The sequence below is a fragment of the Enterobacter sp. 186315 genome (genome assembly GCF_053290175.1).
The window spans coordinates 155,710-178,343 of record NZ_JBPTTK010000004.1 but is presented as its reverse complement, the minus strand read 5'-3'; the positions used below and the strand labels follow the sequence as shown (position 1 = coordinate 178,343).

The following is a 22,634-nucleotide window of genomic DNA, read 5'->3' as shown; positions in this document are numbered from 1 at the left end:
TTTTTTCACCCCATCGGCTCCCTTACACTAGGCAGATCCCTGTATTTTATTACTCATGAAGGCAAAAAATGACCGAGATACAGCGCCTGCTCACCGCCACCATCGACGACCTTAATATCCGCGAAAAGCGCGACAATCGCCCGCGCTTTAGCATCAGCTTTATCCGCAAACATCCGGGCCTCTTCGTGGCGATGTACGCCGCCTGGCTGGCCACCCTGATTGTGATGCTGCGCTCCGAAACGCTGGTCGATTCCGTCTGGCTTCTGGTGGTGCTGTTTGTGGTGTTCAACGCGTTCTTCTTTTTTGACGTCAACCCGCGCTATCGCTACGAGGATATCGACGTGCTCGATTTTCGCGTCTGCTATAACGGCGAGTGGTACAACACCCGCTACGTGCCGTCGGAGCTTATCGACAGCATTCTGCGTTCGCCGCAGGTCGATAGCGGGCAAAAAGAGAAGCTCCAGAAAATGGTCTCCACCAAAGGCGACCTGTCGTTTTATGACGTCTTTACGCTCTCCCGCGCTGCTGCGTAATGAGCGTTTGTAAACGCCGGATCCCCGGCGTGAACTGAGACGCCGAGGTATTGCCGTAGCCCAGCACCAGGCCGGTTTGTCCGGTTGATGAATCAAGGTAATACCCGCTCAATGCGGCAGGCGCGAGGTGATACGCCTTTGCCTGCTGCACAATCGCGTTATCATCGATACCGTCTATCGCCACCGTCAGATGCATTCCCCCCTCTCCCGCCAGCACGCGATGGCTAACGTGCAGTTCGGCGTTCAACACCTCGCGTAACTGTCGATAGCGCTTGCGATATAACCGACGCATCGCGGCCAGATGCCGCGCGTAATGTCCCTCTTCGATAAACAGCGCCAGCGTTCGCTGCTCGGCCCGGTGTCCACCCCGCAGCAACGACCCAATCGCCGGACTCGCGGCCTTCGCAAGCGACGGGGGCAATACCATAAAACCGATGCGCAGGGACGGAAACAGCGTTTTGCTGAAGGTGCCCAGATAGACCACCGGCGCCTGTTTGACCATGCCCGACATCGCCGGAACCGGCTCCCCGCTGTAGCGAAACTCGCTGTCGTAATCGTCTTCGACGATCCAGGCGTCCTGCTGCTGCGCCAGGGTCAGCAGGGCCAGGCGACGGCGCGCGCTGAGCACGCTGCCGTAAGGAAACTGGTGCGATGGCGAGGTAAAAATGAGCCTCGGGCGGCTCGCCTGCCGCCCTTCCCAGCACATCCCTTCCTCATCAACGGGCATTCCGACCATCGTCAATCCGGTTCTGGAAAAGGCGGTTTTCGCCCCCGCATAGCCGGGATCCTCAACCCACGCCGTATCCCCCGGTTCACTCAGCAGCAGAGTGCAAAGATTGACCCCTTCGAGCGCCCCTTCGGTGATGACAATCTGGCTGGCATCGCAGTTAATGCCGCGCGACAGGGCAAGATGGCGGGCAATGGCCTCGCGCAGGGAGGGCTCGCCCGCCGGATCGCCATAGCCCAGCAGCGCGCTCCCCTCTTCACGCAGAACGCGGTCGTAGAGCCGTCGCCAGAGCGGCAGCGGGAAATAGTTGATTGCGGGCGTGCCCGGCGTAAACGCGGGGACCGGCGTGCCGCGCGGCGTGGGCGCGGGAAGACGGGCAACGCGCGTTGCGAGGGTCACGGCAGGCACTTCCTGCGTAATTTCGCGCGGTGCGAGGCGGGTCACCCGCGTGCCCTGGCGGCTTCGCATCAAATACCCTTCGAGCGTGAGCTGTTCCAGCGCGGCGTTGACGGTGTTGCGCGACAGCCCAAGCTGCCCGGCGATAACCCGGGAGCCGGGCAGACGGCTCTCCGCCTGTAACCTGCCGCTCAGGATGGCCTCCCGCAGGCCGAGGTAGAGCGTGCGTTGCAGGGTGTCGGCTCCCCGCGCGTTCAGCGTTTCCAAAAGCAGTGCATAAAAATCGTCGCCGGGTATGTTCATTTCTCCTCCGTGGTTCCATAAAAACATAGCCTGGTGGATCTTCTTATGGAACCAGTAATTGCCTAACCTGAGTTTCTTTCAACGCCACGGGGAATAACATGAATACATTCAATCAGTTTGGGCAACCTGTCGGAGAGCCGCTTGTTGACTGGCAGCCGCGCCAGCATCCGTCCAGAGTGCAGCTTAACGGGCGCTACTGCCGCCTGGAGCCGCTGCGTGTGGAGCACGCCGAAGCGCTGTTCACCGCCCACCAGCGGGCAGAAGATACCCGCAGCTGGACGTGGCTGCTGCGCGAGCCGGATGCAACGGTCGGTGAATTTGCACAGTGGATCGCCAGCGTCTGCGATTTACCCGATCCGATCCATTTGGCGGTGATCGACAACCAGACGGGCGCGCCGGTGGGATCGCTGGCGCTGATGCGAATCGATCCTAAAAATGGCGTGATGGAAGTCGGGCACGTGCATTTCTCCCCGCTGCTGAGCCGCACGCCAATGTCGACAGAGGCGCAGTTTCTGCTGATGCGTTACGCGTTCACGACGCTGGGCTATCGCCGCTATGAGTGGAAGTGTAATAGCTTCAACGAGCCGTCACGCCGGGCGGCGCTGCGTCTGGGGTTTCAGTATGAAGGACGTTTTCGTCAGGCGCTGGTAATTAAAGGACACAACCGGGATACCGACTGGTTTTCAATTATTGATAAAGAGTGGCCTGCGCTGGAAAGCGCCTTTGAAAGCTGGCTTGCCACCGACAATTTTACCGCCGATGGCAAGCAGGTACGATCCCTGGAAAGCTGGCGAGAAACGCGCTTTTAGCGTCTTTTCTTACGTCCCTGTACGGCTTTAAAGCGCGGATTGGATTTGCAAATGACGTACAGGCGACCTTTGCGTTTGACTATCTGGCAGTCGGGATGGCGCTGTTTGGCGCTGCGCAGCGAGTTAAGTACCTGCATGGTTAGCCTCGTTTCGCATTAAGGAAGCCGCCAAAACGCTGACGGAAGCGCGCCGCACTGCCTTCCGTCGAGAAGGTTTTCTGCTTGCCGGTATAGTACGGATGCGATTTTGACGACACCTCGATGGTGATGTAGGGAAACGTTTCGCCGTCGAGTTCAATCACGCGGTCGGTTTTAATGGTCGAACCTACTTTAAAATATTCATTCGCGCTGGTGTCGTGAAACACAACGGTGCGATAGGCCGGGTGGATACCAGGTTTCATCATAGCCTCTTCATGTATTGTTATAACATAACAAAATACTACCCGAGTCATTTTACAAAAACAACCCCTGCCCGGCAGATCGCTCAACCGATCTTTTTTCTGATAATCTCGTCCCGGACTAAAAACGTCCCCCCGCCACGTGCTATAACTGTATCATTTCGCGATAAATTATTTCTCCTCTGGCGCGCAGGCTCAATGCTCCGGGAGCGGGCATTCGAGAAAGGACATTGCTGCATGAGAACCCGACATTTGGTCAGCCTGGTGACCGGCATTCTGATCTTTTCCGTGCTGGTTCCCATTTGCCTCAGCGTCTGGCTGGCGCACCGACAGGCTGAAGAGATATTTATCGACGCGCTGGACAGCTACTCGTCGCGCGTACTGATCCGCACGGATAGGGTGGTGCAGCAGGCCAAAGACGCGCTGACGGAACTCCACAACTTTACCGGCCTGCCGTGCAGCCGCCCGCATCTGCGCGAGATGCGCCGGGTGGCCTTCTCCTGGCGCTATATCCAGGAGGTGATGTACCTCGACAATCTCAGGCCCGTCTGTTCCTCGCTGGAAGTCGCCAGCCATTCAGCGCCGTATCCTCCGCCGATGCGAATCACCAGCGACGGTTACAACGCCTGGCTTACGCAGCAAAACGATCTCGGCTTACATCACTACATGGCCGCGCTCGGGCGGGGAAATTACGTGGTGATGGTCGATCCCTCATCGCTGGTCGACGTTATCCCCTTTGGCGCGCTTCCCATCAACGCGGCGCTGATCGGCACCGCCAGTAACCTCGTGTTCGCCAGCAGCAATCCGCTGGATCCTCATGTGCGTAAGCAGCTGGAAAATAAAGACGCGACGCGTCTGCAATATAAAGGCTCGATGTATATCTCAAAGCCAGTGCCTGAACTGGGCTTAACCGTCGTCGCCTGGGCAACCCTTCAGCCACTCGATAAAAACTGGCATGAGCAGCTGCTCTTCTGGCTGCCGTTTGGTTTTCTGGTCAGCCTGGTTGCCGCGCTGTTTGTTTTGCGCATTCTGCGACGCCTGCAATCTCCGCGAAATCGCCTGCTGGATGCGATCAACAGCCGCGAAATTGTGGTTCATTATCAGCCGATTGTGGCACTCGGCAGCGGAAAGCTGGTCGGGGCCGAGGCGCTCATCCGCTGGCCGCAGCCGGACGGGAGCCATCTGTCGCCCGATATTTTTGTCCCGCTGGCCGAGCAGACCGGGCTGATCACCCAGCTCACCCAGCTGGTTATTGAGAAGGTCTTCGAAGATATGGGCGGCTGGTTACAGCAACATCCTGATCAGCATATCTCCATTAACCTTGCACCTGCCGATCTGCTCTCCGGCAAGCTGTTGCCGCTGTTGAGTCGGCTGCTGAATAAGTGGCACCTGCATCCGCAGCAGATTGCGCTGGAGCTTACCGAGCGCGGATTTGCCGACCCGAAAATCAGCGCCCCCGCCATCGCCGCGTTTCGCCGTGCGGGCCATGCGGTACACATTGATGATTTTGGAACGGGCTATTCCAGCCTCAGCTACCTTCAGGATCTGGACGTCGATACCCTGAAAATCGATAAGTCTTTCGTTGATGCGCTGGAGTACAAAAACGTGACGCCGCACATTATCGAAATGGCGAAATCACTGGATCTGGCGATGGTGGCCGAGGGCATTGAAACGGCGGGACAGCTTGCCTGGCTGCATCGACACGGCGTGCAGTACGGCCAGGGCTGGTTTTACAGCAAGGCGCTGCCGAAAACGGAATTTATTCTGTGGGCTGAAACCAATCTCGCGCACCCGTAGTCCGGGTGCGCACAGAGAGACTATTTTTGACGCCAGCTGAAGGTGTAACGCAGCTGGCGACGAGGCAGGAGAAATTCCGACGACACGCTCGGGCTCCAGGAGTCATCGCCCCCCACGCCCATGTGGAAGGCATCCAGGTTCAGCCAGCAGCCCGGCTCTTCACGCAGCAAATGCCAGTGGGACGCGTCATGAAGCTGACGCTGGCCGTAGCGGCTGAGAGAGAAGTGGAAATCCCCGGCGAGCCTGTGCGCACCGAATTCAAGCTCGCGCACGTCGCACCGCAGACCGTTTTCCGTCGGGAAGATATACGGGGTCTGCATCGCCTCCAGCGGTAATTCCCAGCGCCCCTGCTGCGCCGCCAGCTTACGATCCGGGTAGTTTTCAAGCGGGCCCAGCCCCAGCCAGCGCACGCTGTCGGGCGTTTGTGCCAGCTGGCAGGTCAGGCCGATACGCGCCGGTTTCGGAATATCCGATGCCACCTCGACCTGCACATCCCCGTGCAGCACGCCGTGACCGTCAATGCGCCAGGCCTTGCGGCTGACAAACAGCGCCTTATCGCGATATTCGATGAGATGAAGCGTGGTTATCAACACCTCCTGACCCAGCTGCTGCGCGTCGCACTGCACCAGGCGGGCGGTAAGCTCGTACATTCCCGCCGCTTTCCAGCGCTCAACCCAGGCATTCGGATCGATCCGCGTCGCCTCGCTTACGCCAATATCGTTATCCAGCGGCGCGCGGGTGACGTTATCTTCAAGCGGCGACAGCAGGGTTTCGCGCCCCGCATTCCACCACTGGATCAGGTTTCCGGTCTTGCGATCGAAGATCCAGCGCTGCTCCCGATGGGCAATCTCAAACTGGTGGTCGTTAACCGTTAATACGGGCGCGGTGCCCGCCGACTTCGCGGGCGCAACGTACAGCGGCGCGGGAAGCTGCCACTGCGTCCAGGCGCAGCGATGGTTTGCCGTTGACCACGGCGTTGCGCGGGTCTGGACGATCTCCACGTTGAGCCACACCTCGCCGGGCAGCGGCGGCAGCGCGGGCACAGGGATCGCCAGACGCTGTGTCCCCTGCGGCGCAATCGAAAGCGCGACCTCGCCGCGCTCGATGACCTCGCCATCGCGCGTCATCGTCCACGAAAGACGTTCGTTATCGGCCGTGCGGAACAGATAATCGCTGGCGATCTCAATGACCAGCGGCGACGTGCTCACCAGAGTAAAGGTGAAGAACTGCTGCGCGCGCTGGGCTTCAAACAGCGCCGGATGCGGAGTGCGATCCGGGAACACCAGCCCGTTCAGGCAGAACTGACGGTCGTTTGGCGTATCGCCAAAATCCCCGCCGTAGGCCCAGAAGGCATTGCCCTGCTCGTCTTTTTTGCTGAGTGCCTGGTCAACCCAGTCCCAGACAAACCCGCCCTGCAAGCGCGGATGGCGGCGAAACGCCTCCCAGTACTTCGCAAAGCCGCCAAAGCTGTTGCCCATTGCATGCGCGTATTCACAGAGGATCAGCGGGCGCGTTTCCTCCGGCATGCCGATCCACTTTTTGATGGACCATTTAGGCACCGCCGGGAACGGCTGATCCTGATCGACACGGGCGTACATCGGGCAAACAATATCGGTTGCCGCCGTGTTCGCTCCGCCGCCCTCATACTGCACCGGGCGGGTCGGATCAGTGGTTTTCAGCCAGCGGTAAAGCGCATCGTGGTTTGCGCCGTGGCCCGACTCGTTTCCCAGCGACCAGATAATAATCGACGGATGATTGCGATCGCGCTGCACCATGCGGGTGACGCGCTCGCTCATGGCCGGCAGCCAGCGCGGATCGTCCGCCAGGCGGCTCATCGGCACCATGCCGTGGGTTTCGATATTGGCCTCGTCAACCACGTACAGGCCGTAGCGATCGCAGAGCCTGTACCACAGGGGATGGTTGGGATAATGGGAGCAGCGCACGGCGTTAAAGTTGTGCTGCTTCATCAGTTCGATGTCGCGGCGCATGGTCGCTTCGTCCATCACCTGCCCGTTTTCCGGATGGTGCTCGTGACGGTTCACCCCGCGGATCAGCAGCGGTTTACCGTTAAGCCTGAGCAGGCCGTTGCTGATTTCCACCTTTCGGAAGCCCACGTCGCAGGCCTCGTACTCAATCACCTGCCCCTGCGCGTCAACCAGCGTTATCGTCAGGCGGTAGAGCGACGGGATTTCCGCGCTCCATAGTTCTGGATCTACCACCGGCATCGACAGCGTAACGCGCTCGGCCCAGCCGCCGCGTTCATCAACAATCGCCGAGCCAGGATGCGCGGTCGCGCTGGCGCACTTCTCGTCGTGGCGCCACAGGGTCACGGCAACCGCGCATTCGGCGTACTGTGCCCCCTCCAGCGCAACCTCAACCCTGAGCATCGCCCGATCGCATTCGGCGTTCAGTTCGGTGGCGTAGTGATAATCCGCAATGCGGGTATCGGGCTTATGCAGCAGCGTGACGTCGCGGAAGATCCCGCTCATGCGCCACATGTCCTGGTCTTCCAGGTAGCTGCCGTCGCACCAGCGCAGGACCATCACCGCCAGCCGGTTTTGCCCGGGCTTTAGCACCGCGCTGAGATCAAACTCCGCTGGCAGGCGGCTGTCCTGGGAATAGCCTACCCAGCTGCCGTTGCACCACAGGTAAAACGCCGAGTTCACCCCGTCGAAAACAATGCGGGTTTGCCCACGCTCAAGCCAGGCCTCGTCCACATCAAATGTGAGCGAATAACAGCCCGTCGGATTTTGTTGCGGGACGAACGGCGGGTTCACCGCAAAGGGATAGGTTACGTTGGTGTAGATGGGCGTATCAAAACCCTGCATTTGCCAGTTAGACGGCACGGGCATAGGGACTGAATCGGCGCAATCTTCCGTCACCCATGACTCGGGCACCTGCTCGGGAGCGTTATAAAACCTGAAGCGCCATTCACCGTTAAGCGAGCGCCTGCTGAGGGAAGGACGATCGTTTTGGGCATCGTTTTCATCACGCCAGCTATGGAACGGCGCGTGGGCAGCCAGACGGTTCCACTGCGTCACGCCAGGGTTTTCCCAGTCGCGACGGGCCAGAAGGGTGCTGAGGATCGGCGGCGATGTGTTGGACATAATAACCTCTTTGCGAAGCGCTCACAATTTTAGTCAACATGCCCGGGAAACACTTAATGGTAAAGCGATCGATCGCCGCGAAGCGAGTGAGATCACAAAAGTCCTAGCCGCGGGCCAGCTGCTCCGCTAGCCGCGCCAGGCTTTTCAGCTGCTGGGCCAGATCCTCGCGGCTCGCCTGCTGCGGCGTGCAGCGGGCGCTGGAGTGGCGGGCAATCAGCGTCACCGGCAGCTGATGTTGCCAGTTCGCCTCGCCAGAAGACGGGGCCAGCAGCCACTCCACGCTGCGCTCTCCGGCCTCGCGAAACGCCTGTCGGATCGTGGTGAGCGGCGGGGAAAACCAGGCGCTGTCCGTGGTGTCATCAAAACCCACCACCGAGATCTGCCCCGGTATCGCAACACCCTTTTCGGCGCAGGCTCGCATCACCCCCAGCGCCATCTGATCGTTAGCCACCAGAATAGCGTCCGGCAGCGTGGGTCCCGCTAACAGCTGATGGCCTTTTTCGTAACCGGAGGCGGCGCTCCAGTCACCGTACGCTATCCCGGCAGGCTCCAGACCCGCCTCCGAGAGAATGCTCTGCCAGCCCGTGCGCCGCGCTCTGGCAGAGACCGAGCTTTCCGGGCCGCTCAATAGCGCAATGCGCTGGTGGCCCAGCCCGAGCAGATGCTCTGCCCCGAGCTTCGCCCCCTGCTGCGCGTCAAAAACCAGGCTATTGACCCGCGCCGACGGCGAAACGTCCAGAAACAGCACCGGCACCGGGGAGGCCAGCGCGCTGAGTTGCTCCGCATCGGCATCCTCCAGCGGCACGTTAACCAGCAGCGCCTCGACGCGCTGCGCCAGAAGCTCCTGCACCGCCGCCTGGCAGTGGCCCGGGTTTTCGACCATCGAAATCAACACGCTTGCCCCCTCCTCTCCCGCCCGGGTTTTAACCGCGGAGGCGATTTGGGAAGGGGCGTGAAGCGCCAGATCGGTGGTGATCAGACCCAGCGTGCGGGTGCGTTTGCCCGCCAGCATCTGCGCGCCGCGGTTGGGCACGTAGTGCAGTTCCGCCATGGCCTGCTGCACCTTTTCCCGGGTTTTGGCGGAGACATGCGCCGCATCGTTAATCACCCGGGAAACGGTCTGGTAGGACACGCCCGCGAGGCGGGCAACGTCGTAAAGCGTGATAGTTTTCATGCGTTCGGGCATCGTGATAAAGGATGCCCGCTATTGTGGCACAGCGCGGCCCGCATTACCTGTGAGCGCTTCGCAAAATTAAACAACGCGCTCGGGCTCGGCGATCTTCGGCGCACGCGGCCTGTGGCGGAACCAGGGCAGACAGAGCTGGATCAGCGGGCCGATGGTTAAGGCATACAGCACCGTACCGAACCCAAAGGATCCGCCCAGCACGATACCGATCAGCAGCACCGACACCTCAATGGCCGTCCGCACGCTGCGGATGGACCAGCCGAAACGCGCGTGAATGCCCGTCATCAGGCCGTCGCGCGGGCCTGGGCCAAAACCGGCACCGATATACATCCCCGTGGCGATCGCATTGACCACGATCCCCGCCACCAGCATGGCGACGCGCAGCGGCAGCGAGGTCATTTCCGGGAGCAGCGCCATGGAGGCGTCCGCCGCCAGCCCAATGCAGATAACGTTACTGATGGTGCCCAGTCCCGGCATCTGACGCAGCGGGATCCACAGCAGCAGCACCGCCGCCCCGGTCAAAATGATCACCGTCCCGATGCTCATGCCCAGCTGAAGCGCCACCCCGAGGTGAAAAACGTCCCACGGGTCAACGCCCAGATCGGAACGAATAAACATTGCGGTCGAGAGGCCGTACAGCCCCAGACCGACGTAAAGTTGTACCAAACGACGTACCATTTTTACTTTCTCCGATGAACCAGGCTTTCATCTTCGGTGAAAATGGTCTTATGATTAATGTCCAGTTAGAAAATAGTGGACTGCATATGTCATCACGTCGTTTCGGAAGTCAGTCACTGGTCCGGCTGCTCGGCCACTGGCAGCAAACCGCCTCCCGCACCCCGCTCTGGCGACAGCTTGCCGATGCGCTGCGTCTGGTCATTCTTGACGGCAGGCTGGCCCTCAGCACGCGCCTGCCGGGCGAGCGGGAGCTGGCCTCCGCGCTTAACGTGAGCCGAACCACCATCAGCAGCGCGCTGGCGCACCTGCGGGATGAGGGATACCTCGAGAGCCGCCACGGCAGCGGTTCGCGGGTGATCCTGCCCGATACCCGCGCCGTCCCGACGCTCTCTGCCGCCAGCACCGCGCTCGATCTCTCCACCGCCGCGCTCAACGCCGGGCCGGAAATTCATCAGGCATATACCCACGCCTTAACCACCATCACCCAGCATCTGTCGCTTACGGGTTACGATCGGCTGGGGTTACCGGCGCTGCGGGAGGCCATTGCCGCGCGCTATACCGCCCGCGGGCTGCCCACGCGCGCGGATGAAGTGATGGTGGTGAACGGCGCGGTCAGCGGCTTTGCGCTGGTCCTGCGCATGATGACCGGACCGGGCGATCGGGTGGTGGTTGACCATCCGACCTACCCGCTGGCGATTGCCGCCATTCAGGGCGCGCTTTGCCGTCCGGTGGGGGTGTCGTTACCGCAAACGGGCTGGGATACGGATGGCTTTGCCGCGACCGTCGCGCAAACTGCGCCCCGCCTGGCCTATCTGATGCCGGATTTCCATAATCCCACAGGGCGCTGTATGGACGCGCCGACCCGCCAGGCGATAACCGATATTGCCGCCCGAACCCGCACCACGCTGGTGGTGGATGAAACGATGGTCGATCTCTGGTTTGATGCGCCCCCGCCGCCGCCGCTTGCCGCGTTTAACCCGGATGCGTCGGTGATTACCCTCGGTTCCGCCGGAAAGAGTTTCTGGGGCGGCCTGCGTCTGGGCTGGATTCGCGCCTCGTCGCGCACCATTGCGACGCTCGCCCAGACCCGCGATACCCTCGATCTGGGTTCGCCCCTGCTGGAACAGCTGGCGACGCTGTGGCTTATCGAAAACAGCGGCACGTTTTTACCCGCCCGACGCAAAATGCTGGCCGAACGCCGCAACCGCTGTAGCGAATTACTGCGCAAACATTTTCCTGACTGGCGCTTTCAGGAAGCCGAGGGCGGCCTATCTTACTGGGTGGAACTACCCGGTATGCTGGCGACGCAGCTTGCGGCGCGTGCGGAAACGCAGGAGATTAACCTTGGTACCGGAACGCGATTTGGCCTTTCAGGCGCGTTTGACCGCTACCTGCGAATGCCCTTCACACTTGAACCGGCAGAGATGGAGAGCGTGCTGCTGAGGATAAAACCCCTGTGGTTAGCGCTGAATAAAACGCCCTCGCCGGTGAAGCGAAGCATTATTTAATGTGAGCGTGCGTTAAGTCGGAGATGTAATTCTGAAGAGTTACAGAGTAAGCCGTGATAATAATCACAGATAATTGTCACATAAATAAAAACTGCTGACTGAAACCGATGCAGTCAGCAGTTTTCATAGCAGGCAAGTTAGTGCTGAGGAGGAATAGGGAAACCCTTAAGAGATATAACGAAACTTTCCCCTTCTTTCTTTATTTTTGCGCCGGTATCACACCAGTCCGACGCGATACGAAAGAACTCATCACTTCCTACATTCCAGCCAAGACGCACATGTTTAACGTAGCCTGAACGCAGCAGATCGCAGGCCTCTTTGTAGTCGCTGGCAGTTGACGGTTGTTGTTTCATTTTCTCTTCTTCAGAAGTTTACGTAGTGCTTTGATTTCTTTAGGAGTAAATGGAGAAACACCCTCTTCTTCCGTATGCTGATTATCAATATCCTCTTCCGACACTCCCGCCTCTTCTACCGCTTCGAACGCAAGCTGTAGCAGTTTCTCTGTGGTCACGCTTAAATTATCGTTATGTACTTCTGCATAGTGGCGAAGTTTTTCTTTTAACGCTTCATCAATTTTAGCGTTTAATACCGCAGTAGCCATGATCGTAACTTCCCTTCGGAATAAGTTCTTTATTTAATACACGATGTTAGAAAGGTAATCCAGATTTATATTTTTTGCTTATGACAGAAAAAAGACATCGAATAATAAAATGACAGTCTATTATTACAGGTTTATGACATTATTATTTCAGTGGAATGAAAAATATATTACGCGTGGCAAATAAGCCTGATATTTATGTGGAAATAAGGTAATAAAACGCTGAACGAAGCGGGAAGATTTTTTGGGGAGCAGAAATGGGTGGGGGCCCTGCCAGCTACATCCCGGCACACACGTCGTCTGCCCTGGCTGCTTCCTTCCGGACCTGACCTGGTGAACAGAGTAGCGTTGCGGGAGAACCAACAGGGCCCCCATTGAGAGCTTTGTTATCCAACGCGCTGGCGCATTATCCCTGCGCAGCCCGGCAATTGCAAGCCGCCGGCATTCGGATGACGGTTTATTGCACAATGCCGCCCGTTGAGCACATTCTTCACAATCCCATCCCGGTCGCTTATCCTGTCCTTTTACACCTCCGGTAAGCGAAATGAACTCTCACGACACCATACCCGACCCTATACCTGATTCCTTTCCCGTCCGGGTATGGCAGATTGTCGCATCGATACCTGAAGGCTTTGTCACGACCTACGGCGAGGTTGCGCGTCTGGCCGGATCGCCGCGCGCGGCGCGTCAGGTTGGCGGCGTGTTGAAACGGTTACCGGAGGGCAGCACCCTTCCCTGGCATCGGGTGCTCAATCGTCACGGCGCAATTTCGCTTACCGGGCCGGATCTACAGCGTCAGCGTCAGGCGTTATTAGCAGAGGGAATCCAGGTGTCGGGAACGGGGCAGGTCGATTTGCAGAAGTATCGCTGGATTTACTAACGTCCCCTCCGTATGGAGAGGACGTCTTAACGCATTACAGCTGGGTAGGAGCCTTAGTTGGCATCGCCGGCTGGTTAGTCTGCGGCGCGACCGGTACTGCGGTCTGCTGCACAGGTACCAGGTTCAGGTCAGCTTTCACTCCGCCGTTATTGATCACTTCCTGCACCGTATCGGTAATGAACACCAGCTTATCGTTGATGGTCACCGCGGCACTCAGGAGGATACGGGCGTTAGGCTGAACTTCTGACGGGGTATACGGCAGCACGAAGCTAAACGGCGCCTGTTTACCTTCCGTACGCACTGCGCGCTGGGAAATCACTTTAGACGGCGCATCGGCCAGTGAAGCATCAGACAGCGTTACGGTTAAGACCGCGTCCGGTGGCAGAACCACTTTCTGGCGGATCCAGATTGTACCGGAGACATTAGGCTGCTGAATGGTTTGCTGCGTCAGCGTGTTAATGCCGTTCGGGTTTGCTGTAGGTACCGGCACATCGGCGCTCTTTCCTGCACAGGCCGACAGGGCCACCGCCATGGCAATACCGCTAAGCATAGGCACGAGTTTCATTGAAGTCTCCTTATCATCAATGCACCAGCGGGATCGATCCCATCCGATGTCGTTAACAGTCATTTAACGAAACAAGTGTGGCACAAATCACTGATTAATGCCTAATTTCACTCCGATATTCAGACTAATCTACCCGTCCGACCACTTTCATTTCTGCGTTATACTCTGCGTATCTTTCGCCACGGCGTATTATTGAGGACGACTATGAGTCAAGCACTGAACAATCTGCTGACATTACTAAACCTGGAAAAAATTGAGGAAGGACTCTATCGCGGACAGAGCGAAGACTTAGGCTTGCGCCAGGTCTTTGGCGGTCAGGTTGTGGGTCAGGCGCTTTACGCTGCCAAGGAAAGCGTGCCGACAGACCGTCTGGTTCACTCCTTCCACAGCTATTTTTTACGCCCGGGTGACAGTGCCAAACCGATTGTTTACGACGTCGAAGTGCTGCGCGACGGCAACAGCTTTAGCGCCCGCCGCGTGGCGGCGATCCAGAACGGTAAACCTATCTTCTATATGACCGCGTCGTTCCAGGCGCCTGAAACGGGTTACGAGCATCAAAAAGAGATGCCGCCTGCCCCATCCCCGGACGATCTTAAATCAGAAACCGATATCGCCCGCGCGCTGGCACACCTGCTGCCGCCACAGGTAAAAGAGAAGTTTCTTTGCGACAAGCCGCTGGAGATCCGCCCGGTTGAGTTCCACAATCCGATGAAGGGCCACACCGCCGAGCCGAAGCGTCAGGTCTGGATCCGCGCCAACGGCACGGTGCCGGAGGATTTCCGCGTTCATCAGTATCTGCTGGGCTATGCGTCAGACTTCAACTTCCTGCCGGTTGCGCTGCAACCGCACGGGGTGGGCTTCCTTGAGAAAGGGATGCAGGTCGCGACGATTGACCACTCCATGTGGTTCCACCGCCCGTTCGACATGAACGACTGGCTGCTCTACAGCGTGGAAAGCACCTCGGCGTCCAGCGCTCGCGGCTTTGTACGCGGGGAGTTTTACACCCAGGACGGCGTGCTGGTTGCCTCCACGGTGCAGGAAGGGGTGATGCGTAATAGAGGTTGATGTAAAAGCCCGGTGGCGCTGCGCTTACCGGGCCTACGAATTGTGCAGTTGTAGGCCGGGTAAGGCGAAGCCGCCACCCGGCAAAACGCTCAGATCATGCGTTATACGCATTCTCGCCGTGGCTGTTGACGTCCAGACCTTCGCGCTCCTGCTCTTCCGGTACGCGCAGGCCAACCGTCATGTCTGCCAGCTTGTAGCCGATAAAGGCCACTACGCCCGACCACACCACCGTAATCGCGATGCTTTCAAGCTGCACCAGCACCTGATGAACCATAGTCACGCCTTCCGCGTAGCCCACGCCGCCCAGTGATTTCGCGGCGAAGATACCGGTCATGATACAGCCGACGATGCCGCACACGCCGTGAACGCCGAACACGTCACATGGATCGTCCACGCGCAGGATGCGTTTCAGCGCCGTCACGCCCCACAGACCCGCCAGACCTGCCACGATACCCACCAGCAGCGCGCCGCCTACGCCAACGTAGCCACACGCAGGAGTAATGCCAACCAGACCGGCAATCGCACCTGAGCACGCGCCCAGCAGTGAAGGCTTACCGCGAACCGCCCACTCACCGAAGACCCAGGAGAGGATCGCACCCGCCGTGGCCACAACCGTGTTCACGAAGGCCAGCGCCGCAATTTCGTTCGCCGCGCTCGCAGAACCGGCGTTGAAACCAAACCAGCCGAAGTAAAGGATAGCCGTGCCCGTGAACACCATCGGCAGGTTGTGCGGTTTGAACGCCTCTTTGCCAAAGCCCACGCGTTTGCCAATCAGGTATGCGCCCACCAGACCGGCAACCGCGGCGTTAATGTGCACCACCGTACCGCCCGCGAAGTCCAGCGCGCCGTGGGAGGCCAGCAGACCACCGCCCCATACCATATGCGCAATCGGCACATACGAAAGCGTCAGCCAGACCACCACGAAGATCAGCACCGCCGAGAAGCGAATACGCTCAGCCAGCGCACCGACAATCAGCCCCACGGTGATGCAGGCAAACGATCCCTGGAACGCCACGTGGATGTACTGGTAGAAGCTGCCCATCAGCGCGGTCAGCTCGATGTTTTTCAGCATCGCCCAGTTGAAGTTACCGAAGAAGGCATTGCCTTCGCCGAAGGCCAGTGAGTAGCCGTAAACTACCCACAGCACGCACACCAGCGCAAAAGTCACCGCAACCTGCGTCAGCATGGAGAGAACGTTTTTTCCGCGGATCAGGCCGCCGTAAAACAGCGCGATGCCCGGAATCGTCATGAACAGCACCAGCGCGGTGCAGATCATCATAAAGGCGTTATCGGCTTTGTCCGCCACCGCAGGGGCAGCCATTGCCAGGCCCGGCAGCAGCGCCAGAGACCCCAGACCCGTTTTAATTGTTGCTATCTTCATTTTCTCGATCCCTATCACTGTGTGCCAGGAGTAACTTACAACGCCGCTTCGTCAGATTCGCCCGTACGGATACGAATGACGCGCTGCAATTCGGCTACGAAAATTTTGCCGTCGCCAATTTTGCCGGTGTAGGCCGCTTTGCTAACGATATCAATCACTTCATCAAGCTGATCGTCAGCGATTGCGACATCAATCTTCACCTTAGGCAGGAAGTTAACGCTGTATTCCGCCCCGCGATAAAGCTCGGCATGACCCTTCTGACGCCCAAAGCCTTTCACTTCGGTGACAGTCAGTCCCTGAATACCCATGGAAGACAGCGCTTCACGCACGTCTTCAAGTTTGAATGGTTTAATTACCACCGTAACCAGCTTCATAAATCCCCTCCAGTCAGAATTCGGTAAAGGCCGCAGCGAACACGTAAGGGATACTGCAAGGGGTGTGCCAGAAATGAAAAAGCGGCAAAAAAGCGGTGCGGGGAGCCTGAACAGGCCATGGGTGAGGGAGTGGGGAAAAAAAACGCACCATGACAGTGCAGGGTGCGTTTCAGTTTTGCACCAACAGCTGTGACTGTTAGCACGTTGCCTGATTTTGGTGCATCAGGCGCTCAGGGACTCTTCCTCGCGCGCGCTGGCGGCCAGCTCTTCGCCCGCCAGCTGTAGCTGGTACATCTGCCAGTAGCGCCCTTTCGCCTCAAGCAGCTGGCGGTGCGTGCCGCGCTCAACCGCCTGCCCGCGATGCAGCACCAGAATGGTATCCGCGTCGACGATGGTTGAAAGACGGTGCGCAATCACCACCAGCGTGGTGCGGTCGCGCACGGCGGCAAGCGCCTGCTGGATCGCCTGCTCGGTTCCGGAATCAATGCTCGCCGTGGCTTCATCGAGGATCAGCACCTGCGGGGTTTCAATCAGCACCCGCGCCAGCGCCAGCAGCTGTTTTTGCCCAACGGAGAGATTATTCCCCTGCTCGCCCAGGCGGGTGTCGATACCGTCACTCAGGCCGCGCGCCAGGTCGGCCAGCTGCACGGTTTCCAGCACATCCCAGACCTGCTCGCGGGTATAAGGCCGCCCCAGCGTGACGTTAGCATAGAAGGAGTCCGCCATAACGACGGGATCCTGCTGCACCATCGCTACGCCTTTGCGCAGCGCGTCGTGGCTCAGGGTGGAGAGCGGACGACCGTCAAGGCGGATCTCGCCCTGAGTCAGCGGGTAGTAACCCATCAGCAGGCTGGCTAACGTGCTTTTTCCGCTACCGGTGTGCCCCACCAGCGCCACAAACCCGCGCGACGGCACCTCAAGGCTGATGTCCTGCAAGACCAGGCGGTCGTCCCGATAGGCAAAGGAGACATTATCGAAGGTTATCGAGCCGCTTTGCAGCGGGCGATCGTCATTACCGTAGGTCTGACGCGGCCTGTCCATCAGCTCAAAGACGCGCTCGCCGGCCACCACCGCCTGCTGAAGCATCGACTGCTGCGTGGTCAGTTCGATCAGCGGCTCGTTCAGGCGGCCCAGATAGCTGATAAACGCATACAGCACCCCGACCTCAATGGTGCCGTTGGAAGACAGACCAAACAGCATTAGCAGACCGCACAGCACCAGCGCCGAAAACAGGCTCAGCAGCGGACGCAGCAGGAACCCGTCCAGACGCAGCGTCTGCATACGCGCCATATAGTGCGAACGGCTGGCCTCGCCCATGCGTTCACCAAAGCGCGCCTGCTGGCGGAACTGCTGGATCACGCTCATGCCGTTAATCACTTCGTTAAAGCCATCGTTAATATCGGCAAGATAGCCCCGCACGCGGCGAACGATGGGCGTACTGTAGCGTTGATAGATAATCATCACGATCATCACCGCCGGGAAGATGGTGATCGCCACCAGCGCCATGCGCCAGTCGAGGCTAAACATCGCCACCAGCATCGCGCCGACCAGCGCCGCGCTGCGCAACACGGTGGCCACCACCGTGACGTACAGATCGCGGATCACTTCGGTGTCGTTGGTCACGCGCGAAATCACCTGCCCCACAGGCTGGGTATCGAACTCGCTTAACGGCTGGCGCAGCGCGGCGTCCATCACATCGGTACGCAGCTGTTGCACCACCCCCACGGCGGCGCGGTTAAACAGCAGCGACTGGGCATAGTGCAGCGACGCCGCCAGTATCTGTAGCCCGACGTAGGCCACGCCCAGCCCGGCTACCAGCCCCAGCGGCAGATAGTTTTTCGCCACCATGTTATCGATGAAATAGCTGATCAGCAGCGGCCCAGTCACTTCGGCAATCGCGGCGATCCACAGCAGCACCACCGCGATCGACAGCGGTTTACGCCAGGGTGAACCATACGCCAGCAGCCGTTTCAGCGTTGGCCATAGCTGTCCAAACTTACGCATTGGCCGTCTCCTCGTCTTCGTCCGGCACATCGTCCAGTGCCGCTTCAAGCTGCTGATAGCGGTACATATCGCGATACCAGCCCGACTGTTCCGCAAGCTGCTCGTGCTGACCGCGCTGGGCGATGTGCCCGTGCTGCATCACCAGAATTTCGCTGGCCTCGGTCAGCGCCGACAGGCGATGAGCGCTGATAATGAGCGTGCGACCTTCGCCCCACTGGCGCAGGTTGTGCAGGATTTGGTGTTCGGTTCGTCCATCGACGGCAGAAAGCGCATCGTCGAGGATCAGGATTTCGGCGTTCAGCAGCAGCGCGCGGGCAATGGAAATACGCTGTTTTTGCCCGCCGGAGAGCATCACCCCGCGCTCGCCGACCTCGGTTTCGTAACCCTGCGGCAAGCGCAGAATATCCTCATGAACGCTGGCTAAGCGCGCCACATGCTCAATCTCTTCCTGCGTAGCCGACGGACGACCGAGCGCGATGTTGTTCGCCACGGTGTCGGAGAATAAAAACGGCGTCTGGCTGACCACCGCCAGGCGGCTGCGCCAGTCGTCCAGCAGCAGCTGCGTGAGCGGAACATCGTGAAAACGAATATCCCCTTCGGTCACGTCAAAATGACGCTGGATAAGCGAGAGCACGGTACTTTTACCGGACCCGGTCGGACCGCAAATACCGAGCATCTGGCCCGGATCCAGGGTGAAATTCACGTTTTGCAGCACCGGATGTTGCGTCTGCGGGTAGACGAAGGTGCGGATAGCGGCCTTCATTACTCCCCGGCCCGGCGGCACGTCTTCGCTGCCGTCGTTCACCACGGGCGCTTCGGCGAGCATCGCGCGAATACGGCTGTAGGCCGCGCTGCCGCGCTCAACAATGTTAAACATCCACGCCAGCGCCAGCATCGGCCAAATCATCAGCCCCAGATACATCGCAAAGCTGGTCAGCTGACCGAGGGTTAACGTACCCTGCACCACCATCCAGCTGCCGCCGCCGACCGCCAGCAGGTTTGCCGTCCCGATGGCGATATAAATCGTCGGATCGAACCGCGAGTCAATTCGCGCCACGCGCATGTTCTTCGCGCCCGTGTCCGCCGCATCGGCGGCAAACAGCGCGGACTGGCGGTCTTCCAGCCCAAAAGCTTTGATCATGCGGATGCTGGTCATGCTCTCCTGGGTACGGTCGTTCAGGGAGGAGAATGCGGCCTGGGCGAGCTTAAAGCGTTCGTGAAGCTGCTCGCCGTAGCGGTTGATCGCCAGCGCCATCAGCGGCATAGGCAGCAGCGCCAGCAGGGTCAGCTGCCAGCTAATCTGGGTCGACATCACGATCAACACCGCGCAGCCCATCACCAGCGAATCCACCAGGGTTAACACCCCTTCCCCGGCGGCAAACACCACGCGATCCACGTCGTTGGTGGCGCGGGCGATTAAATCCCCGGTGCGGTGGCGCAGGTAGAACTCCGGATGCTGGCGGCTCAGCTGACGGTAGAAATCTTCTCGCAGCTCAACGGCCAGCTGGTAGGACGCGCCGAAAAGCAGGACGCGCCAGACGTAGCGCAGCAGGTAGACAACCACCGCTGTCAGTACCAGCGTGCCCACCCACATCATTACCCGTGCGGTGGTGTAATGCTGCTCGGTGACGCCGTCCACGACATATCCCACCACCTTTGGCGGGATCAGTTGCAGGATGGCAATAATGATAAGCAGGGCCACCGCGCCGAGGTAGCGTTGCCACTCCCGACGAAAGTACCAGCTTAGTTGGGCAAATAATCGCACGCGGTATGTTCCTGAAGGTATTTGACGAAGTTATTCAATGGGTAAGGCTGTGGTGTATTTTATTTGTTCCATGGCGAAACTGGAGGTGACGTCCGACAAGCCCGGTACGCTGTTGACCAGCCGCTTGTAAAAATCATCATACCGTTTCATGTCCGCCACCTGGACGCGCATTAGATAATCATATTCCCCTGCCATGCGCCAGAAACCGAGCACCTCGGGCATCTCAGACACCTGGGTCACAAAACGGCTGTACCAGTCGCTGCTGTGGTGCTGCGTTTTTATCAGCACGAAGGCGGTTAATCCAAGCCCCAGTTTTTCGGGATCTAACAGCGCCACGCGCCCGAGCAGGACACCGTCATCTTCGAGCTTTTTAAGGCGCTTCCAGCAGGGTGTGGTGGTCAGATTAACGGCATCTGCGAGTGCCTGCAAAGAGAGGGTGCAGTCGTTTTGCAGTAAAGAAAGCAGCTTACGGTCAATTTTATCTAGCATACCCGCCTCCACAGAGAAAAATTTTCTCTCTACATTCTATTTTAAAGGTCAGATAGCAACAATTTTTTCCGTGCTTTTCGCTAAGCTGGGCACAAAATGACAAACGGATACATACGATGAATAGCACCTGGGTAAAACACGCCATCAGCGAAATTAATGCCGACTATCAGCGTTCGGCGGACACCCACCTGATACGCCTCGCGCTGCCGGGTTTTGCGGGTATTCAGCTCTACCTGAAAGATGAAAGCACCCACCCGACCGGCAGCCTGAAGCACCGTCTGGCGCGCTCTCTGTTCTTATACGGCCTGTGCAACGGCTGGATCAAAGAGGGCACCACGATTATCGAATCCTCTTCCGGCTCAACGGCAGTGTCTGAAGCCTACTTTGCCCGCCTGCTGGGTCTGCCGTTTATCGCCGTGATGCCGTCCTGCACCGCCAGACGCAAAATCGAGCAGATCGAATTTTACGGCGGCCGCTGTCACTTTGTCGAAAGCGCCTGTGAAATTTACCCGGCGTCTGAAATGCTGGCCCGCGAGCTAAACGGCCATTATATGGATCAGTTCACCTTCGCCGAGCGCGCAACCGACTGGCGCGGCAATAACAACATCGCCGACAGCATTTTCCGCCAGATGACGCACGAGCCGCATCCCGTGCCTTCTTACGTGGTGATGAGCGCCGGGACCGGCGGCACCTCCGCGACCATCGGGCGCTACATCCGCTGTCAGGGCTACGACACGCAGCTAATGGTGGTGGATCCGCAGAACTCGGTATTCCTCGACTACTGGCAGACCCGCGATGCGGCACTGCGCAGCCCGGTTGGCAGTAAAATCGAGGGTATCGGCCGCCCGCGCGTTGAGCCTTCATTTATTCCAGACGTGGTGGACGAAATGCTCCGCGTTCCCGATGCGGCAAGCGTCGCGACGGCGCACTGGCTTGAAACGCAGCTTGGGCGAAAAGTGGGGGCATCAACCGGCACCAACATGTGGGGCGCGCTACAGCTTGCGGCCCGGATGCGCGAAGAGGGGCGCAGCGGATCTATCGTCACGCTGCTGTGCGATAGCGGCGAGCGTTACCTCGACACCTATTACAACCCGGAGTGGGTGCAGGTAAACATTGGCGATATTGAACCGTGGAAAGCGCAGATCGCGCAGCTGGTGAAATAAAAAAAGCCAGACCGAAGTCTGGCTTGCTGGAAGGGTCTCACTATTCGGGGGAATATGGGAGGTTGTTATTGTCCAGCCAATGCGTCAAAAAATGGGACACCGCTTCGTTACGGCAGTGTCCGATAACCGGCAGATGAGGTAGCTCCGCAATAAGCTGCGGCATCGCATTCCCCATAATCAGACCGCGACCGACGCTACCGAGCATCTCGCGGTCGTTCATGGCATCGCCGAATGCCATACAATCCTGCATGGTGAAGCCCAGGTGGTCGCTCAGCACCGCCAGGGCAGAGCCTTTGTTACATCCCACCGGCAGCACTTCCAGGCAGTCCACCGCCGAGAAGGTAAGGTGCGCCCGGTCGCCCAGAGCCTCGTTAAGCTGAATACGCAGGCGACACAGATCGTCGTGATCGCCGCAGAAACAGATTTTCGTCACCGAATGCGCGGGAATACGGCGCAGATCGATCAGCTGATATTTAAAACCGCTGTAAACGTGGGCGTGCAGCAGTTCGGGGATTTCTTGCCCGGTAAACCAGCCATCATCATTGAACACATGCACGCTGGCCTGGGTATCCCAGCGGCTGTGCAGCACGATATCCGCCACTTCCGGGTTCAGATCCTGACGATGCAGCACCTCACCTTCAACAGTGTGAATGCGCGTGCCGTTACCGGTGATGAGAAAGGCATCCAGCGAAAACGCGCCGAGCAGGTGGCGCATCTCCAGCTCGTGGCGGCCAGTAGCGAAGGTCAGGGTAATGTCGTGCTCATACAGGCGCTTGAGGATGTTCAGGGTTTTATCGCCCAAACGGTGATCCGGCATTAACAGGGTGCCGTCCATATCAAATGCAGCGAGCCGGGCCATAATTACCTCTGAAATGTGATGCGGTTAACTTGTGCATCAGTATTGCCTGA

Annotated in this window: 22 protein-coding genes and 1 other RNA gene; 7 read left to right on the top strand and 16 right to left on the bottom strand. The window is 58.8% G+C overall.

Translation table 11 applies throughout. The features are described 5' to 3' along the window. The first annotated feature begins 68 nt into the window (after positions 1-68). A complete protein-coding gene (locus ACSVHP_RS06730) occupies positions 69-533 on the top strand; it encodes a YlaC family protein (RefSeq protein WP_234675186.1) in 465 nt (154 codons plus the stop codon). On the opposite strand, the gene pdxR is transcribed toward ACSVHP_RS06730, so the two are convergent. Continuing rightward, complete coding sequence (gene pdxR, locus ACSVHP_RS06725; protein ID WP_447551357.1) at positions 508-1,959, bottom strand: MocR-like pyridoxine biosynthesis transcription factor PdxR; 1,452 nt, start codon at positions 1,957-1,959, stop codon at positions 508-510. The genes ACSVHP_RS06730 and pdxR overlap by 26 nt on opposite strands. Positions 1,960-2,057: 98 nt before the next feature. On the opposite strand from pdxR, the gene ACSVHP_RS06720 reads away from it, so the two are divergent. Then, positions 2,058-2,768: a GNAT family N-acetyltransferase gene (locus tag ACSVHP_RS06720; RefSeq protein WP_447551355.1), complete on the top strand. Its 711-nt coding sequence runs from the start codon at positions 2,058-2,060 to the stop codon at positions 2,766-2,768. Here ACSVHP_RS06720 and ykgO read toward each other — a convergent pair. After that, positions 2,765-2,905, bottom strand: coding sequence for a type B 50S ribosomal protein L36 (gene ykgO / locus ACSVHP_RS06715; protein ID WP_003859006.1), 141 nt, complete (start codon positions 2,903-2,905; stop codon positions 2,765-2,767). The genes ACSVHP_RS06720 and ykgO overlap by 4 nt on opposite strands. Positions 2,906-2,907: 2 nt before the next feature. Next, a complete protein-coding gene (locus tag ACSVHP_RS06710) occupies positions 2,908-3,168 on the bottom strand; it encodes a type B 50S ribosomal protein L31 (RefSeq protein ID WP_234675199.1) in 261 nt (86 codons plus the stop codon). 234 nt (positions 3,169-3,402) lie between these two features. On the opposite strand from ACSVHP_RS06710, the gene ACSVHP_RS06705 reads away from it, so the two are divergent. Beyond that, entirely contained in the window at positions 3,403-4,962 is a 1,560-nt protein-coding gene (locus tag ACSVHP_RS06705; protein WP_447551354.1) for an EAL domain-containing protein, read from the top strand. 20 nt (positions 4,963-4,982) lie between these two features. On the opposite strand, the gene ACSVHP_RS06700 is transcribed toward ACSVHP_RS06705, so the two are convergent. The 3 genes from ACSVHP_RS06700 to yczE all read right to left on the bottom strand — a co-directional run bounded on the left by ACSVHP_RS06700 (position 4,983) and on the right by yczE (position 9,933). Further along, complete coding sequence (locus ACSVHP_RS06700) at positions 4,983-8,069, bottom strand: beta-galactosidase (protein ID WP_447551353.1); 3,087 nt, start codon at positions 8,067-8,069, stop codon at positions 4,983-4,985. A gap of 103 nt (positions 8,070-8,172) precedes the next feature. Beyond that, positions 8,173-9,243: a LacI family DNA-binding transcriptional regulator gene (locus ACSVHP_RS06695; protein ID WP_447551352.1), complete on the bottom strand. Its 1,071-nt coding sequence runs from the start codon at positions 9,241-9,243 to the stop codon at positions 8,173-8,175. A 78-nt stretch (positions 9,244-9,321) separates the two neighbouring features. Beyond that, complete coding sequence (gene yczE, locus ACSVHP_RS06690; RefSeq protein WP_234675181.1) at positions 9,322-9,933, bottom strand: membrane protein YczE; 612 nt, start codon at positions 9,931-9,933, stop codon at positions 9,322-9,324. Positions 9,934-10,019: 86 nt separating this feature from the next. Between yczE and yczR the strand changes: the two genes are divergently transcribed. Continuing rightward, on the top strand, positions 10,020-11,441 hold the full coding sequence (yczR, locus tag ACSVHP_RS06685; protein ID WP_447551351.1) for a MocR-like transcription factor YczR: 1,422 nt from the start codon (positions 10,020-10,022) through the stop codon (positions 11,439-11,441). 137 nt (positions 11,442-11,578) lie between these two features. On the opposite strand, the gene ACSVHP_RS06680 is transcribed toward yczR, so the two are convergent. The 3 genes from ACSVHP_RS06680 to ffs form a co-directional block, all read right to left on the bottom strand. Continuing rightward, positions 11,579-11,794, bottom strand: a complete 216-nt coding sequence (locus ACSVHP_RS06680; RefSeq protein ID WP_447551350.1) for a hypothetical protein — start codon at positions 11,792-11,794, stop codon at positions 11,579-11,581. Beyond that, positions 11,791-12,042 (bottom strand): hypothetical protein, encoded by a 252-nt coding sequence (locus ACSVHP_RS06675; RefSeq protein ID WP_447551349.1) that lies wholly within the window; start codon positions 12,040-12,042, stop codon positions 11,791-11,793. The genes ACSVHP_RS06680 and ACSVHP_RS06675 overlap by 4 nt, the downstream gene beginning before the upstream one ends. A 265-nt stretch (positions 12,043-12,307) precedes the next feature. Beyond that, an RNA gene (gene ffs / locus ACSVHP_RS06670) (signal recognition particle sRNA small type) lies at positions 12,308-12,404 on the bottom strand. 179 nt (positions 12,405-12,583) lie between these two features. Between ffs and ACSVHP_RS06665 the strand changes: the two genes are divergently transcribed. Continuing rightward, on the top strand, positions 12,584-12,919 hold the full coding sequence (locus ACSVHP_RS06665) for an MGMT family protein (protein ID WP_447551347.1): 336 nt from the start codon (positions 12,584-12,586) through the stop codon (positions 12,917-12,919). A gap of 34 nt (positions 12,920-12,953) precedes the next feature. Here the strand turns inward: ACSVHP_RS06665 and ACSVHP_RS06660 are convergent, their stop codons facing one another. Further along, positions 12,954-13,484 carry a YbaY family lipoprotein gene (locus tag ACSVHP_RS06660; RefSeq protein ID WP_447551346.1) on the bottom strand — a complete coding sequence of 177 codons (531 nt, stop codon included), beginning with the start codon at positions 13,482-13,484 and terminating at the stop codon, positions 12,954-12,956. 204 nt (positions 13,485-13,688) lie between these two features. On the opposite strand from ACSVHP_RS06660, the gene tesB reads away from it, so the two are divergent. Further along, positions 13,689-14,549, top strand: a complete 861-nt coding sequence (tesB, locus tag ACSVHP_RS06655) for an acyl-CoA thioesterase II (protein WP_234675175.1) — start codon at positions 13,689-13,691, stop codon at positions 14,547-14,549. Positions 14,550-14,643: 94 nt separating this feature from the next. On the opposite strand, the gene amtB is transcribed toward tesB, so the two are convergent. From amtB to ACSVHP_RS06630, 5 genes are all read right to left on the bottom strand, one after another. Further along, on the bottom strand, positions 14,644-15,930 hold the full coding sequence (amtB, locus tag ACSVHP_RS06650; RefSeq protein WP_234675174.1) for an ammonium transporter AmtB: 1,287 nt from the start codon (positions 15,928-15,930) through the stop codon (positions 14,644-14,646). Positions 15,931-15,965: 35 nt separating this feature from the next. Further along, on the bottom strand, positions 15,966-16,304 hold the full coding sequence (glnK, locus tag ACSVHP_RS06645; protein WP_234675173.1) for a P-II family nitrogen regulator: 339 nt from the start codon (positions 16,302-16,304) through the stop codon (positions 15,966-15,968). Positions 16,305-16,526: 222 nt separating this feature from the next. Then, positions 16,527-18,308, bottom strand: coding sequence for a SmdB family multidrug efflux ABC transporter permease/ATP-binding protein (locus tag ACSVHP_RS06640; RefSeq protein ID WP_234675172.1), 1,782 nt, complete (start codon positions 18,306-18,308; stop codon positions 16,527-16,529). Next, complete coding sequence (locus tag ACSVHP_RS06635) at positions 18,301-20,073, bottom strand: SmdA family multidrug ABC transporter permease/ATP-binding protein (RefSeq protein WP_447551345.1); 1,773 nt, start codon at positions 20,071-20,073, stop codon at positions 18,301-18,303. Before ACSVHP_RS06635 ends, ACSVHP_RS06640 begins: the two co-directional genes overlap by 8 nt. 30 nt (positions 20,074-20,103) lie before the next feature. Then, on the bottom strand, positions 20,104-20,562 hold the full coding sequence (locus tag ACSVHP_RS06630; RefSeq protein WP_234675170.1) for an Lrp/AsnC family transcriptional regulator: 459 nt from the start codon (positions 20,560-20,562) through the stop codon (positions 20,104-20,106). Positions 20,563-20,678: 116 nt separating this feature from the next. Between ACSVHP_RS06630 and ACSVHP_RS06625 the strand changes: the two genes are divergently transcribed. Next, entirely contained in the window at positions 20,679-21,725 is a 1,047-nt protein-coding gene (locus ACSVHP_RS06625; RefSeq protein ID WP_447551343.1) for a PLP-dependent cysteine synthase family protein, read from the top strand. Between the two features lie 40 nt (positions 21,726-21,765). Here the strand turns inward: ACSVHP_RS06625 and cof are convergent, their stop codons facing one another. After that, positions 21,766-22,584, bottom strand: coding sequence for an HMP-PP phosphatase (gene cof, locus ACSVHP_RS06620; protein WP_447551342.1), 819 nt, complete (start codon positions 22,582-22,584; stop codon positions 21,766-21,768). Positions 22,585-22,634 lie beyond the last annotated feature (50 nt).